This window comes from Streptomyces sp. CA-111067 (assembly GCF_050956065.1).
Classification (GTDB): domain Bacteria; phylum Actinomycetota; class Actinomycetes; order Streptomycetales; family Streptomycetaceae; genus Actinacidiphila.
This window is the reverse complement of the sequence record NZ_CP192103.1, coordinates 3,851,407-3,866,828: the sequence shown is the minus strand read 5'-3', so window position 1 is coordinate 3,866,828 and position 15,422 is coordinate 3,851,407. Positions and strand designations below refer to the sequence as shown.

At 71.8% G+C, this 15,422-nt stretch carries 9 protein-coding genes and 2 pseudogenes; 3 read left to right on the top strand and 8 right to left on the bottom strand.

What is annotated here, in order from left to right; all coding sequences use genetic code 11:
* Positions 1–74 precede the first annotated feature (74 nt).
* The 5 genes and pseudogenes from ACQPW6_RS16740 to ACQPW6_RS16720 all read right to left on the bottom strand — a co-directional run.
* Positions 75–929 (bottom strand): TatD family hydrolase, encoded by an 855-nt coding sequence (locus ACQPW6_RS16740; RefSeq protein ID WP_433890439.1) that lies wholly within the window; start codon positions 927–929, stop codon positions 75–77.
* 127 nt (positions 930–1,056) lie between these two features.
* The gene (locus tag ACQPW6_RS16735; protein ID WP_433894557.1) at positions 1,057–1,560 is read right to left on the bottom strand and encodes an EboA domain-containing protein; all 504 of its coding nucleotides are present in this window, start codon (positions 1,558–1,560) and stop codon (positions 1,057–1,059) included.
* A gap of 186 nt (positions 1,561–1,746) precedes the next feature.
* A pseudogene (locus tag ACQPW6_RS16730) lies at positions 1,747–2,649 on the bottom strand (sugar phosphate isomerase/epimerase family protein); the annotation flags it as partial.
* Complete coding sequence (locus tag ACQPW6_RS16725; protein WP_433894556.1) at positions 2,646–3,458, bottom strand: SCO3242 family prenyltransferase; 813 nt, start codon at positions 3,456–3,458, stop codon at positions 2,646–2,648. The pseudogene ACQPW6_RS16730 and the gene ACQPW6_RS16725, both read right to left, overlap by 4 nt.
* Positions 3,459–3,901: 443 nt before the next feature.
* Positions 3,902–5,074, bottom strand: a pseudogene (locus tag ACQPW6_RS16720) (inositol-3-phosphate synthase); the annotation flags it as partial.
* 412 nt (positions 5,075–5,486) lie between these two features.
* Between ACQPW6_RS16720 and ACQPW6_RS16715 the strand changes: the two are divergent.
* The 3 genes from ACQPW6_RS16715 (at position 5,487) to ACQPW6_RS16705 (ending at position 11,371) form a co-directional block, all read left to right on the top strand.
* Positions 5,487–6,782 carry an ROK family transcriptional regulator gene (locus tag ACQPW6_RS16715; protein WP_433890438.1) on the top strand — a complete coding sequence of 432 codons (1,296 nt, stop codon included), beginning with the start codon at positions 5,487–5,489 and terminating at the stop codon, positions 6,780–6,782.
* 328 nt (positions 6,783–7,110) lie between these two features.
* Positions 7,111–8,340, top strand: coding sequence for a ThuA domain-containing protein (locus tag ACQPW6_RS16710; RefSeq protein WP_433890437.1), 1,230 nt, complete (start codon positions 7,111–7,113; stop codon positions 8,338–8,340).
* Positions 8,341–8,455: 115 nt separating this feature from the next.
* The gene (locus tag ACQPW6_RS16705) at positions 8,456–11,371 is read left to right on the top strand and encodes a PQQ-dependent sugar dehydrogenase (RefSeq protein WP_433890436.1); all 2,916 of its coding nucleotides are present in this window, start codon (positions 8,456–8,458) and stop codon (positions 11,369–11,371) included.
* Between the two features lie 99 nt (positions 11,372–11,470).
* Here the strand turns inward: ACQPW6_RS16705 and ACQPW6_RS16700 are convergent, their stop codons facing one another.
* The 3 genes from ACQPW6_RS16700 to ACQPW6_RS16690 are packed head-to-tail and all read right to left on the bottom strand — an operon-like array spanning position 11,471 to position 15,134.
* Positions 11,471–12,532, bottom strand: a complete 1,062-nt coding sequence (locus tag ACQPW6_RS16700; RefSeq protein ID WP_433890435.1) for a substrate-binding domain-containing protein — start codon at positions 12,530–12,532, stop codon at positions 11,471–11,473.
* Entirely contained in the window at positions 12,529–13,650 is a 1,122-nt protein-coding gene (locus tag ACQPW6_RS16695) for an ABC transporter permease (protein ID WP_433890434.1), read from the bottom strand. The genes ACQPW6_RS16700 and ACQPW6_RS16695 overlap by 4 nt, the downstream gene beginning before the upstream one ends.
* Positions 13,647–15,134 (bottom strand): sugar ABC transporter ATP-binding protein, encoded by a 1,488-nt coding sequence (locus ACQPW6_RS16690; RefSeq protein WP_433890433.1) that lies wholly within the window; start codon positions 15,132–15,134, stop codon positions 13,647–13,649. Before ACQPW6_RS16690 ends, ACQPW6_RS16695 begins: the two co-directional genes overlap by 4 nt.
* Positions 15,135–15,422: the final 288 nt, after the last annotated feature.

Below are 15,422 nucleotides of genomic sequence, written 5' to 3'. Positions count from 1 at the left end.
ACCTCCAGGGGTGGGCGGCGTCAGCGGGGTCAGCGGATGAACGGGGGCGGCGGCGCGGTGCGTCGGCTGACGCGTCAACGAGGCCCGCGCTGGATGGAGTTACCCTCGAAGAGGGCCGCGGCGTCCGCCTCAGGGCCGTCCAGTTCGAGCCGTCCGCTCTGCCCGTAGAAGGCGACCGGGTTGTGCCACAGCACCTGCTCCACGTCCTGCTCGGAGAAGCCGGCCGCCAGCATCGCCGTACCGGTGGCGTGGGTGCGCAGCGGATCGCTGTGGCCCCAGTCGGCCGCGGAGTTCACCAGGACGCGTTCGGTGCCGTACTCCTGGAGCAGCCGGACCATCCGGTCCGGCTCCATCTTGGTGTCGGGGTAGATGGAGAAGCCGGCCCAGCAGCCGGCGTCGAGCACCTGCCGTACGGTCAGCTCGTTGAGGTGGTCCACCACGACCCGCTCGGCCGGGATGCCGGACTCCCTGATCACGTCGAGCGACCTGGCCGTGCCGGCCGCCTTGTCGCGGTGCGGGGTGTGCACCAGGGCGGGCAGCCCGTGGTCGACGGCCAGCGCGAGGTGGGCGGCGAAGGACTTCTCCTCGGCCGCGGTCATCGAGTCGAAGCCGGTCTCGCCGACCGCCACCACGCCGTCCTTGACCAGGTAGCGGGGCAGCAGGTCGATGACCTCCGCGCAGCGCGGGTCGTTGGCCTCCTTCGGGTTGAGCGCGATGGCGCAGTGGTGCCGGATGCCGAACTGGGAGGCCCGGTACGGCTCCCAGCCGAGCAGCGCGTCGAAGTAGTCCACGAAGCTCCCCGCCGAGGTGCGCGGCTGGCCCAGCCAGAAGGCCGGCTCGACCAGGGCGCGGACGCCCGCCGCGTACATCGCCCGGTAGTCGTCCGTGGTGCGCGAGCTCATGTGGATGTGCGGGTCGAAGATGCGCATGCGGTCCTCCGGGGGTGGGGGTCGGCGCGGTGGGGGCGCGGGTCGAACGCTGGTCGGACGCGGACGCGGCTCGGGCACGGCTCGTGCGCGGCGGGTGGCGAGGGGGTCGGCGCGAGGCGCCGAGGGTTCAGCGCAGGGCGGCGAGCACCCGGCGGGCCGCCTCCGCCCGGCGCGGGACGGGCGAGTCCGACTCGGCGTGGATCGCGGAGGAGCCGACGAGTTCGGGGTAGGGGCGCAGCAGCGGGAAGACGTCCTCGGGCACGTCCCGCCCCGCCGCGATCCGCTCGTGCGCGAAGTCCAGCAGCATCCGGGCGAGTTCGGCGTCCGCCCGGTCCTCGACGGCGGCGACCTCGCGCAGCGGGACCCCGAGGAAGACGCACTTGAGCACGCCCTGCCGCCAGGCCCGGTCGCTCAGCCCGGTGGCGGCCGGGCCGAGCGCGGCGGCGACCAGCGAGCTGTCGTTGGTGCGCAGCGCGTCCTCGATCAGCGGCACGGCGGCCTCGCCCAGGCCCAGTTGGGGCAGCGCGCGCAGCACAGCCCGGCGCTCGGCGCGATCCCCGTGGTGGTAGGCGGCGGCGACGAGTTGCGCGCTCGCGCCGCGTAGCAGGACGGCGCGGGCCGCGTCGTCCACCGTCCAGCCCGGCCAGTCGGCGGCGGTCAGCGGGCCGCGCCCGCAGTACCGTCCGACGGCGGGGAAGTCGGCCAGCAGCGCGGCGGGTTCGGCCGCGGCCCGCTTGGTGGCCGCCAGCAGCCAGGCCCGGCCGTCGGGACTGAGGTCGGCGTCCAGCGCCTCGGGCGGCGGGACGGGGGAGGGGGCGGCCGGAGTCCGTTCAGCGGCGGGCCGCGGGCTGTGCGCGCGCAGGAACGCCAGTGAACGGCGGGCGGTCAGCGGGGCGCTGTGGCTGTGCCGGGGCAACTCCACGGCGACCAGGCCCCGGTAGCCGACCTCGGAGAGCGCGGCCAGTACGGGGGTGAAGTCGATCTCCCCCTCGCCGAACTCCAGATGCTCGTGCACACCCCGCCGCATGTCGTCGATCTGCACGTTCACCAGGTCGGGCCCGGCGGCCCGCACGCAGTCGGCGACCGGCTCAGGCTCCAGACACCGGCAGTGGCCGATGTCGAGGGTCAGCCTGAACTCGGCCGGTTCACCGAGGGTTTGGCGCAGCCGCCGGAAGCCGGCCAGGTCCTCGACCAGCATCCCGGGCTCCGGTTCGAAGCCGAGGACGACGCCTTCGCGGGCGGCCGTCGCGCACAGGTGGGCGCAGCCCTCGGCCAGCAGTTCGTGGCCGCGCTCCGGCGTGCTGCCCTCGGGGAGCACCCCGCTCCAGAACGACATGGCCTCGGCGCCGAGTTCGGCCGCGATCCGTATCGCCCGGTCCAGGAGGTCGACGCGGGTCTCGCGGCCCTCCTCGTGCAGCAGGGTGGGCGCGTGCTTGCGCCACGGGTCGAGCAGGTAGCGCGCACCGGTCTCGACGACCACCGCGAGCCCGAGCGCGTCCAGCCGGCGGCGCACCGCGCGCACCTGCTGGGTGATGTCCGGGCCGAACGGGTTGAGGTGGTCGTGGTCGAGCGTGAGCGCCACGCCCTCGTAGCCGAGGCCGGCGATCACGTCGAGCGCCTGGTCCAGGGGGTGGTTGGCGAAGCCGTTGGTGCCGTAGCCGAAGCGCAGCGGGGGAGCCGGGAGAGTTGACGGGTGCGGGGACGGGGACGGGTCCGTCATGTCGGAGACACCTTCCGGGACAGGCGGCGGGCCAGCGGCAGCGCCGCGAGCAGGGGCAGGGCGGTGCCGGCCGCGCCGCGCCGGACGGCCAGGGCGGCCTGTAGCGGGATCAGGCCGAGGATGCCGCTGCCGACGGCCCGTTGCAGGCGGCGCGGGTCCGGCTTGCGGATCGCGTCGAACTGCGCGCCGCCGAACGTACGGAGGTAGACGGCGAGTACGGCGGCGGCGGTGGCGCGCTGCCGGCCGGACGCGCCTGGCAGCGCGGCAACTCCCGCGGCGAGGGCGGTGGTTGCGGCGAGCGTTGCCTCGGGCAGCGTGGCGGAGGAGCCGGTGACCTCGCTGCGGCTCAGCGCCATGACGATGCCGGTGTGCCCGGCGACGACCGCGGCGGCGGGGGCGGCGGCCCTGGCGCCGTCGGGACCGGCGGCCAGCAGCACGTCGAGGCCGCGGGCCGCGGCCATCGCGGGGCCGCCGAGCGGGGTGTCCTTCAGACCGAGGTCGTACGCCCAGACCAGCGCGGCCAGCGGCACGGCGGTCACCAGCGCCCGCCGCCCACCCGACACGGCGGCGACCCCGAGCGCGGCGGCGGTCAGCGCGGTGGCGGTCCCCAGCGCGACCGCGGGACTCACCCGCCCCGAGGGAATCGGCCGCCCGGGCCGCTCGACGGCGTCAACCTCCCGGTCGGCATAGTCGTTGAGCGCCATCCCGCCCCAATAAAGAAGCACCGAAGCCCCGGCAACCCCGCCAGCCCCCCGCCCCCCGAACGGCCACCCCCCGGCAGCCGACCCGACGAGCGTGTCCCCCGGCACGGTCAACGCGGCAGGCGCCCGCACGAGTTCAACAAGATCCCCGACACCGGCAAGCCCTCTCACCAGCCCTCCCGCCCAACGGGCCCGCGCCCGGCGATGGAGGAAGTAGAGGTGCCCGATGCCCGGCCCGACGGGGCCGCCGGCTGCCCGGCTCGCGCCCGGCCCGCGGCCGAGGTCCGCGGCGCTGCCGCCGCCGGGTCCGTCGCGGACGCCGTCGCCGCAGGCGGCGCTTCGCCCGCGGCGCCCTGCAGACGGTGCTCTGCCGTGCCCGCCCGGCGATCTGCGGTCCGCGCGGTGCTGGTCGGCGTCCGGTCAGCCGATGTCCGGCCCGTCGCGGGCGCCGTCGCCGCAGGCGGCGCTTCGCCCGCCGCGCCCGGCGCTCGGCGCTCCTCCGCGTCCGCGCCTTCGCGGGTCGCCGTCGCGGCCTGGTCCGCTAACGCCGCCGCCCCCGCCGCCGCGCCCCGCGCCCACGCTCGGAGCTGCTCGTACTGCGCCACCACCCTGTGCTCCGTCGCGGCCAGCGGGTCCTTGAAGAAGAACGCGAACTGCGACTGCACTCCCGTCGCGCCCAACTCGTGGGCGCGGGCCAGCAGGCGGACCAGGTCGAGGGCCAGCGGAGCGGCGAGCGCCGAGTCGCAGCCCTGCCAGGTGAACTGCATCGTCATCCGCACGCCCAGGAAGCCGTCGAACGCGATGTGGTCCCATGCCGTCTTCCACTCGCCCAGCGCGGGCACGTCGTCTATGTGGGTGTCGCCCTCGACCTCGTACGGGAAGACCCCGGCCAGCGCCCGCGCCTTGGCCGCCGTCTTGCTCGCCGCGGCCTCCGGGTCCGCGAGCGTCGCGCCGTCGCCGCCGCCGAGCAGGTTCGTGCCGGACCAGGACCGTACGCGCAGCGCGCGGTGCGCGAACATCGGCGCCAGCGCGCTCTTGACCAGGGTCTCGCCGGTCTTGCCGTCGTTGCCCGTGTACGGCACGGCCCGCTCGCGGGCGAGTTCGTCGAGCGCGGGTATCAGCATCGCGCCGGACGGCGTGAAGTCGATGTAGCCGCAGCCGGCGCTGAGCGCCGCGTACGCGTACAGCGCGTGCGCCGGGAGCACCGGCTCATCGCCGGCCATCGCGGCCCGCAGGGCGGCCAGTTCGGCGAAGGCCGGGTGCGGCGCGGGCTGCGGCGCGGTGGAGGAGAGGTTGATGACGACGACCCTGGGCAGCCCGTGCCGGTCCCGGAAGTCCGCCAACTGCGCGGCCAGCACGTCGGCTTGGGCGGCCTGCGACCCGGTGTCGGCGGCCGAGAAGCCGGGCCGGATCTCCCGGTCGGCGGCGTCGAGTTGAGCCGAGACCGAGCCCGGCAGGTCGGCCGGCAGCACGCCCGCCGCCACCAACTGCTCGGCCCGCTTGGCCAGCGGCACGTCGGCGATGTCGAAGCCGCCGAAGACGAGGCCGCCGACGGGAGTCAGGCCCGCGTCGGCGAAATCCGGCTGTTCGGTCACGCAGCCCACCGGTGGGACCAGGCCCGCCGCGAGGGCCGCGGCGCCCACCACGACGGTGGTGGCGACCGAGCCGCGCGCGCCGATGATCCACACTCCCAGCCGGGAGTCATGTGCCTTGACCGAACCCATGCCGTTCACCTCCGATTGGCGACTGCCGAGGAGCGTAGCGTTCCGGGAGACCGTCAAATCGGGAGTCTCACGGTGCGGGAAAGTGCGCGAAAAGGCAGTCAGTTGAGCGGTCCCCCGCGACCGTGAGGAGACTGGCCGAGCGTCGCCGTGCCGTGCGGGACGTAGCTGTTCGTCAGTTCAGCAAATAAACTAATCAGCGGCCGGGTGCACGGCAATAGGCAGGAGGCAATCGGTGGGACGCGGGCGGCGAGCCGCCGCGTCGGGGGTTGCGATACCGGTTCCTGTGAGTGTAAGGATGGCCGTTGACCTGCTGTGGAGCGTCGATTAGTTTGATCTTGGGTCCAAGCCGGAGAGGGTTGCCCGTGCGAGCCGTTCGCGGCCTCCGCAGGCGGAGAAAGGTCGCAGCAGCGTGATGAACGGCGGCGTGCAGCCGGCGAGCAAGCAGAGTATGCGCCGCCACAACCTGGCTCTGGTGCTGCGCCAGGTCGCGGCCGGACAGAGCGCGTCCCGTGCCACCGTCGCCGCACAGGTCGGCCTCACCAAGGCCACCGTCTCCTCGTTGGTGGAGGAGCTGCGGCTGGCCGGCCTCGTCGTCGAACACGTGCCGGAGAACCAGGGCAGGGTCGGCCGCCCCGGTGGCGCGCTCGCCCTCAACCCGCGCGGCGCGGCCGGTGTCGGCGTGGAGGTCAACGTCGACTACACGGCGGTGTGCGTGGCCGATCTGACCGGCGCGCCCCGGGTCAGGCTGACCGAGCGGGTGCGCAACCGCGGCCGGTCGGCCGAGGAGACGCTGTACGCGGCCGGCCGGCTCGCTGCCCGCGCCTGCGCCGCCGCCCGACGGGCCGGACTGGCCCCGGTCCAGGTGAACTTGGGAGTGCCCGGCCTGGTCCGTGACGACGAGGTGCTGCACGCCCCCAACCTGGACTGGCACCGGGTGCCGGCCGCCATGCTGCTCAAACGGGGCCTGGGCAGGCAGCCGTTGGAGGTCTCCGTCGACAACGAGGCGAACCTGGCCGCGATCGGCGAGTTCCAGGCCCGCCCGGCCGGGGCCGGGGACAGCTTCCTGTACGTGTCCGGCGGGATAGGGATCGGCGCCGGGCTGATGGTGGACGGCACGCTGTTCCGCGGCGGCGGCTTCGCCGGCGAGATCGGCCACGTCACGGTGCGCCCGGACGGCGGGGAGTGCGGCTGCGGTGCGCGCGGCTGCCTGGAGCGCTACGCCGGGCAGGACGCGCTGCTGCTGGCCGCGGGGATCGACCCGGCGCAGCCGGCCGATCCCGACCTGCCGCCGGTCGGCGCGGAGGCCCGCGGGCGGCGCGGCGAGGGGCAGTTCGGGCTGGCCACGGCGACCAGCGAGGGCCCGGTCGACCAGCTCGCGGCGCTCGCCGCCGCGGGGGACGAGGCCGCGACCGACGCGCTCACGGTGGCCGGACGGGCGCTGGGCGTGGTGCTGTCGAGCGCGGTGAACCTGCTCGACCCGCCGGAGGTCGTGATCGGCGGGATCTACGCGAGGCTCGCGCCCTGGCTGCTGCCGATACTCCAGGAGCAGTTGAACTCCCGCGTCACTTCCGGCCGTTGGCGCCCGGACCGGTTGCAGGTCTCCGGCCTCGGCGCCGAGGCGGCGGTACGCGGGGCGGCCGGCGCCGGGGTGCAGACCATCCTGCGCGATCCGTCGGCGTACATCGACCTGACCAGCCCGGCGGGCTGACCTTCCCTCAATTCGAGCCCGCCACGGGGGAGTTGGCGGCCGGGCGCCGGGCCCCCGGTGGTTGAAGGTGTGACCAGTGAGGCGTCTTTTGACTTGTCTGTGACAAGTCTTGACGCTCAGCACACGGGCAATTAGTTTTTTGACCCAACGAACAAATACATGGTTCTGCTTGCGGTTTGCGCTGATCAGCGCGCCGCAAAGCAAAAGAGGCATCCCTGCTGCCACGAGGCGCGGTGCGGTGATGCCCCCTGCCGCGGACGATCTCGGCCCACCATCGACCGATCGCCCGGGCATATCCCCCTGCAGTGCGTTCGACCGAGGAGCCGCCATGCGCACGCCCCGCCCACGCACAAGAATCGCCCTCCTGGCAGCCGCGGGCCTTTCCGCCGCCGCCATCCTGACCGCGGCCGCGCCGGCCGTGAACGCCGCGGCACCACCGGCCGCCGGCGCCAAGGCGGCAGCCGCCCCGTTCAAGGTCCTGGTGTTCTCCAAGACCACCGGCTTCCGCCATGACTCCATCCCGGCCGGCATCGCCGCCATCCAGCAGCTCGGCACGCAGAACAACTTCACCGTGACCGCCACCGAGGACGACACCCAGTTCACGGACGCCAACCTCGCCCAGTACGCGGCGGTGGTCTTCCTGTCGGCGACCGGCGACCCGGTCAGCACCCAGCCGGAGAAGGACGCCTTCCAGCGCTACATCGAGCACGGCGGCGGCTACGTCGGCATCCACGCCGCGGCCGACAGCGGCTACACCTGGGCCTGGTACGGCAGCCTGGTCGGCGCGTACTTCAAGCAGCACCCCGCCCCGGCGCCGGCCACCGTCACCGTCGAGGACCACACCCACCCGTCCACCGCGGGACTGCCCAACACGTACACCCACACCGACGAGTGGTACGACTTCCAGACCAACCCCCGCTCCCAGGTGCACGTCCTGACCTCGGTGGACGACAACTCGTACCCCGGTTCCACGATGGGCGCCGACCACCCCACCACCTGGTGCCACAACTACGACGGCGGGCGTGCCTGGTACACCGGCATGGGCCACACCATCGAGAGCTACACCGAGCCCAACTTCCTGCACCTGCTGCTCGGCGGTATCCAGACCGCGGCCGGCGCGCTGCCCGGCGACTGCACGGTCAGCACCACTCCGCCGCCCACCGATCCGGTGGTCAGCCTGAAGGCGCACGCCAACAACCAGTACGTCTCGGCGCCCAACGGCGGCGGCTCGCCGCTGATCGCCAACAAGACGACGGTCGGCACCTCGGAGCTGTTCGACGAGATCAACAAGGGCAACGGCAACATCGCGCTGCGCGCCCACGCCAACAACCAGTACGTGACGGCCGAGAACGCCGGCGCGCAGTCGCTGATCGCCAACCGGGCGGCGGTGGGCAGTTGGGAGACCTTCCAGCTGATCCACAACTCCGACGGCAGCATCAGCCTCAAGGCCGGGATCAACGGCAAGTACGTGACGGCCGAGAACGCGGGCGGGGCGCCGCTGATCGCCAACCGCACCGCCATCGGCCCGTGGGAGGAGTTCGACCTCAGCACCCACTGAGGTCTTACGCGTCACCCCATCGCACGGCCGGCTCCGCCATCCGCGGCCGTGGCGATCCCTCATGCCCAGTTCCACCCCCCATCACCGAGGAGACCCCATGTCGTCCGCACGACCAATGAAGCGCCCAAGGCTGCGCAGTTGGGCGCAACTCCTGGCGCTGCTGCTGTTGTTGCCGGCTCTGGCGCTGTTCACCACCGCGCCGGCGAACGCCGCACACAAAACCCCCGCGGCGGCCCCGGCCGCGGTGAGCCCGGCCGTCGACGGGGTGCCGGACAGCAGCTTCCAGCGGGTGCTGCTCGACAACTCGGGCGGAAACCCGCTCCAGTTGGACATCGCCAGTGACGGCCGGGTCTTCTTCATCGACATGCTCGGTGATGTGAAGGTCATCAACACCGACGGCACCAACGCGGTGATCGGCCACCTCAGCGTCTTCACGGCGAACGAGAGCGGCCTGCTCGCGATGGCGCTCGACCCGGCCTTCGCCACCAACCACTGGATCTACCTCTACTACTCGCCGTCGGCGACCAGCGTCGACCGGCTGAGCCGCTTCACGATCAACGGCTCCACGCTCGACATGAGCAGCGAGAAGATCCTGCTGGACGTGCCGGTGCAGCGCGCCGAGTGCTGCCACCACGGCGCCGGCATGGCCATGGACCACAAGAACGGCAACCTGTGGCTGTCGCTCGGCGACAACACCAACCCGTTCGCGTCCGACGGCTACGCGCCGATCGACGAGCAGGCCGGCCGCTCCTCCTGGGACGCCCAGCGGACCGCGGGCAACACCAACAGCCTGTCCGGCAAGGTGCTGCGCATCCACCCGGAGGCCAACGGCACCTACACCGTGCCGGCCGGCAACCTCTTCGCGCCCGGTACCGCCAAGACCCGGCCCGAGATCTACGCCATGGGCTACCGCAACCCGTTCCGGATCGCGCTGGACTCGAAGACCGGCAACCTGCTGGTCGGCAACTACGGTCCTGACGCCGGCGGTCCCAACGCCGGCCGCGGCCCGGAGAACACCGTCGAGTGGGACCTGCTGAGCAAGCCGATCAACGCGGGCTGGCCGTACTGCATCGGCAACAACACCCCCTACCTGGACTACAACTTCGCCACCCAGACCTCCGGCGCCCCGTTCGACTGCGCGGGCGGCCCGACCAACAACTCGCCCAACAACACCGGTCTGACCAAGCTGCCGCCGGCCACCCCGGCCACGGTCTGGTACCACTACAACGCCGACCCGAACAACTTCCCGATGCTCAGCGGCGGCGCCCCGATGGCGGGCCCGGTCTACCGCTACGACGCGAACCTCAACTCCGACCGCAAGTGGCCGCAGGCCATGGACAGCCAGGCGATCTTCTCGGAGTGGAACACCAGCAAGGTCTACACGTTCCATGTGAAGCCGGACAACGCGAGCATCGACACGATCGCGCCCTTCCTGCCCTCGGTGCCGTTCAAGAAGCCGATGGACATGAAGTTCGGCCCGGACGGCGCCCTTTACATGGTCGAGTGGGGCACCGGCTACGGCGGCAACAACGCCGACGCCGGCATCTACCGGATCGACTACCTCAACGGCGGGGCGCTGCCGGTCGCCAAGGCGAGCGCGAACCGCACCAGCGGTCCCGCGCCGCTCGCGGTGAACTTCTCCAGCAGCGGTTCGAGCGACCCGGCCGGCCAGGCCCTCACCTACAAGTGGGCCTTCGGCGACGGGGCCACGTCGACCAGCGCCAACCCCAGCCACACCTACACCGCGGTCGGGAACTACACCGCGGTGCTGACGGTGACCAACAGCGCGGGCAAGTCCTCGACGTCGAGCCTGACGATCACCGCGGGCAACACCGCGCCGACCCTCACCATCACCTCCCCACCCAACGGCGGCCTGTTCGACTGGGGTGACAAGGTCAACTTCGCGGTGACCGTGACCGATCCGGAGGACGGCGCGATCGACTGCGGGCAGGTGAAGATCCAGGCCATCCTCGGGCATGACACCCACGGCCACCCGCTCGACCAGTACACCGGGTGCAGCGCCACCGTCACCACCACGCTGTCCAACGGCCACAGCGACGGCGACAACGTCTTCTATGTGATCGAGGCCAGCTACACCGACAAGGGCGGCAGCGGCGGCGCCGCCGCACCGATCACCGGCCGGGCGCAGATCACCCTGCAACCCAAGCACAAGCAGGCCGAGTTCTTCACCGACACCGGCCGGGCCGCGAACGGCCAGGGCACCGACACCCCGGGCGTCACCGTCGAGAGCGGCTCCGACAGCGCGGGCGGCGGCCAGGACATCGGCTTCATCGAGGACGGCGACTACTGGACGATCTCGCCGATCGCGCTGAACAACATCAACGCGGTCACCTTCCGGGCGGCCTCGGCGAACGCCGGCGGCCGGGTCGAGGTCCGCTGGAACGCCGCTGACGGGCCGCTGCTCGGCACCGCCACCGTGCCGACCACCGGCGCCTGGCAGACGTACACCGACGTCACCGCCAACCTCACCAACGTGCCGACGGGCAGCGGGAAGGTCTACTTCGTCGCCCGCAACCCGTCCGGCCACACCGGCGCCGGTGCGCTGATGAACGTCAACTGGACGGTCTTCGGCGGCGCGGGAGTCGGCACCCCGGGCGGCTCGACCAATCCGCCCGGCACCGTGATCAGCCTGAAGGCGCACGCCAACGGCAAGTACGTCACCGCTGACAACGCGGGCGCGGCGCCGCTGATCGCCAACCGTACGACCGTCGGCCCGTGGGAGAGCTTCGACGAGACCGACCTCGGCGGCGGCAACATCGCCCTGCGGGCGCACGCCAACAACCAGTACGTCACCGCCGAGAACGCGGGCGCGGCGGCACTGATCGCCAACCGTGCCACGGCGGGCAGTTGGGAGACCTTCCAGCTGATCCACAACACCGACGGCAGCGTCAGCCTGAAGGCCGGCGTCAACGGCAAGTACGTCACCGCCGACAACGCGGGTGCCTCGCCGCTGATCGCCAACCGCACGTCCATCGGCCCCTGGGAGGAGTTCGACCTCGCCTCCGCCTGACGGGCGACCCGGCGCCGGCCGCAGCCGGCCGGCGCCACCACCACAGCGAACTGCCCCGGACCGTCGGCCCGGGGCAGTTCGGCGTTCGGCGGAGCGGGCTTACGTGAACGAGGTCGGCAGGTAGGCGTCCACGTTCTCCTTGGTGACCGTCGCCGAGAACAGCGTGATGACGGTGGGCACCTCCTGCTCGACCAGGTCGCCCATCCCCTTGTTCTGGCCGATCAGCCGGGCCAGCGTGATCGCCGAAGCCGACATGCTCGACGGGTAGACCACCGTGGCCTTCAGCACCCCGCTGTCGGCCTTGATCTCCGTCATCGCGTGCTTGGACCCGGCGCCGCCGACCATGAAGAACTCGTCCCGGCCGGCCTGCTTGATGGCCGCCTCCACGCCGATGCCCTGGTCGTCGTCGTGGTTCCAGACCGCGTCCAGCTTCTGCCGGGCCTGCAGCACGTTGCTCATCACCTGCTGGCCGCTGTCGGCGGTGAAGTCGGCGGCCTGCCTGATGCTCACCGAGAAGCCCGCCTTGGCGAGCGCGTCCTTGAAGCCCTGGCTGCGCTGCTTGGTCAGTTCGAGGTTGTCGATGCCGGCGATCTCGCCGATCACCGGCTTGCTGACGCCCTTGGCCTTGAGCGTCTTCACGATGTACTGCGCCGCGTTGACGCCCATGCCGTAGTTGTCGCCGCCGATCCAGGTGCGGTAGGCGAGGGAGTTGTCGAAGATCCGGTCGAGGTTGACCACCGGGATGCCCGCGGTCATCGCCTGGGTGCCGATCGAGGTCAGCGCCTTGCCGTCGAACGGCAGGATGACCAGCACGTCGACCTTCTGGTCGATCAGCGTCTGGACGGCGCTGATCTGCGCGTTGACGTCGTTGGTGCCCTCGGCCGCCTGGAAGCTGACATCGCTGTACTGGCCGGCCTGCGCCTTGGCGTTCTTGGTGATCGCCGCCGTCCAGCCGTGGTCGGCCGCGGGCGCGGAGAAGCCGACCGTGACGTGCTTGCCGGGGGTGTCGCCCGAAGCGCTGGTCGTGGCCTTGACGTTGGCCTTGTCGGAGTCGCCTGTGGAGTTGCTGGTACAGGCCGACAGCAGCAGGCCACTGCCCAGGGCGCCGGCCCCGAACAGCATGTTCCGGCGTCCCATGGCCGCTGGTCTGGTCTCTTTCATGCGGATGTTCCCTTCACGGATTCGGCTGGGCGGGTGCCACGGGGGCCGCGCGTGCCACGGGTACGGGGGCGCTGGAGCAGGACGGCGACGATGATGATGCCGCCCTTGGCGATCTCCTGGATGTCCGTGGTCAGGTTGTTGAGGACGAAGATGTTGGTGATCGTGGTGAACACCAGGACGCCGAGGATCGACCCGATCAGCGAGCCGCGGCCGCCGGCCAGCAGCGTGCCGCCGATGATCACCGCGGCGATGGAGTCGAGTTCGTAGAGGTTGCCCAGGTTGCTCGCGCCGCTGGTGGTGCGGGCGGTCAGCATGATCGCCGCGATGCCGCAGCAGGCCCCGGACAGCAGGTAGAGCAGCATGGTGTGCCGCCGTACCGCGATGCCGGCCAGCCGGGCCGCCTCCGGGTTGCCGCCGACCGCGAACGTGCGTCGTCCGAAGGTCGTACGGTTCAGCAGCAGCCAGCCGACCACCACGATCGCGGCCATCAGGTACACCAGCAGGGGTATCCCGAGGAACTTCTTGGTGGCGATGTCATTGAACGAGCTGACCGTCACCACCTGCGACTGCCGGTCCGACAGCCGCTCGGCGACACCGCGGGCGCTGGCCATCATGGCCAGCGTGGTGATGAACGCGGCGATCTTGCCGTAGGCGATCAGGACCCCGTTCAGCAGCCCGACCACGCAGCCGACGATCACGGCGGTGAAGAGCATCCCTCCCAGGCCGTAGTCCTGGGTGGCCACGGTCGTACACCACACGGACGCCACCGCGACGATCGCGCCGACCGACAGGTCGATGCCGCCGCCGATGATGACGAACGTCTGGCCGACGGTGATGACGCCGATGACCGCCGCGCTGGTCAGGATGTTGACGATATTGCTGCTGGTGAGGAAGTTGGAGGAGGTCACCGTGCCCACCACGCACAGCAGGCCGAGCACCACCACCAGCCCCAGGCTGTGCACCTGCCGTCCCGGCAGCAGCCGGACCATCGGCCGTGCGGCGGCCGGCCCCGCCGCGGGCTTGCCGGCGCCTTCCGGCGGCTCCGGTGCGCCCGGTCCGGTCGAATCCGGTTCGGCCGAGGCGGACTTGGTCAGATCGGGCTTGGCCAGGTCGCTCATGAGTGGCTCTCCTCCATCACGAGGTCGAGTACGTGGGATTCCTGCAACGTCGCGGCTTCCGCCTCGTGGACGATCCGGCCCTCGCGCAGCACCAGCGCGCGGTCGGCGAGACCGATGACTTCGGGCACCTCGCTGGAGACGAACAGCACGGCCACCCCGCTGTCGGCGAGCGACCGCACCAGGGCGTACAACTCGGCGCGGGCGCCGACGTCCACACCGCGGGTCGGCTCGTCGAGCAGCAGCACCCGGCACTCCCTGAGCAGCCAGCGGGCCAGTACGGCCTTCTGCTGGTTGCCGCCGGACAGCGTGCGCACCGCGCGCTGCGGGTCGGCGGGGCGCAGGTCGAGCGTGGCGACCTTGGCCGCCGCCGCCGCGGTCTCCCGGCGGCGGTCCAGCCAGCCGAACCGGGCGAACCGGCTCAGCGAGCTGACGCTGACGTTGCGCACCACACTGTCGTGCAGGAAGAGCGCCTGGCTCTTGCGCTCCTCGGGCGCCAGCCCGACTCCCGCGCGCACCGCGGCGGTTACCTGCCCGGGCGGCAGCACCCGGCCGTCCACCGTCACCGTGCCGCCCGCCGGCCGGGTCGCCCCGTAGACGGCGTGCAGGATCTCCGAGCGTCCGGAGCCCACCAGGCCGACCAGGCCGACGATCTCGCCGGCGTGCACCGTGAAGCTGACGTCCTCGAAGCTGCCGGGCAGCGTCAGATGCTCCACGCGCAGCACCTCGGCGCGCTCGTCCTCGGCGGCCTGCGCGGTGCGGTCGGGGAAGTCGAACGCGGCCTCCCGGCCGGTCATCAGCGCCACCAGTTCGGCGGTCGGCGTGCGCGCCGGCAGGCCCGAGGCGACGGTACGGCCGTCCTTGAGTACGGTGACCCGGCTGCCGATCGCCCGGATCTCGCCCATCCGGTGCGAGATGTAGAGCACCGCCACGCCGGCGGCGGTGAGTTCGCGGATGACCCGGAAGAGGTTGGCCACCTCATCCTGGGTGAGTACGGCCGACGGCTCATCCATCACGATCAGCCGGGTGTCGTGCGACAGCGCGCGGGCCATGCTGACGATCTGCTGCTGCGCGGCCGAGAGGCTGCCGACCTCCCGGCCCGGGTGGATCTCCGGATGGCCGAGCGAGCGCAGCAGTTCGCGCGCGGCGTCGGCGGTCTCGCCGCGGCGGGTGAGCCCGAACCGGGCGCGCTCGTGCCCGAGAAAGATGTTGTCGGCCACCGACAGCCCGTCCACCAGGTCGAGTTCCTGGTAGATCGTCGAGATTCCGTGCCGCATGGCGGCAGTCGGGTCGGGCAGTACGACCGGGGCGCCGTCCCAGGTCAGCACGCCGCTGTCCGGCTGGTGCGCACCGGCGAGCACCTTGATCAGGGTCGACTTGCCGGCCCCGTTCTGGCCGAGCAGGCAGTGCACCTCGGCGGGTTCGACGTCGAGGTCGACGCCGTCCAGCGCGCGGGCGCCGGGGAACTCCTTGGTAATTCCCCGCATTTGAAGCAGAGGAGAAGTCACATTGCCACCTAGGGGGAGGATCCATGGAATTGAATCGATACGCCGGAGCAGCTGCGCTGGGGGAGTCGCTGTGCAAGTCTGGGCAATTGAATCGGCGCGGAAACCGGTGGTGGAACTGGGTGGGCCGGGAAAGTCGAAAACTTTCGTTCGTCAGTTCAGCGAACAAACTAATGCTGTCCGCGGTGGAGGGCAAGGGTGCGGGCGGCACCAGTTTGGAAACGTGAGGGGCCCTCATCTGCCCGTGCGGCAACCGGTGATGGGGGGTGC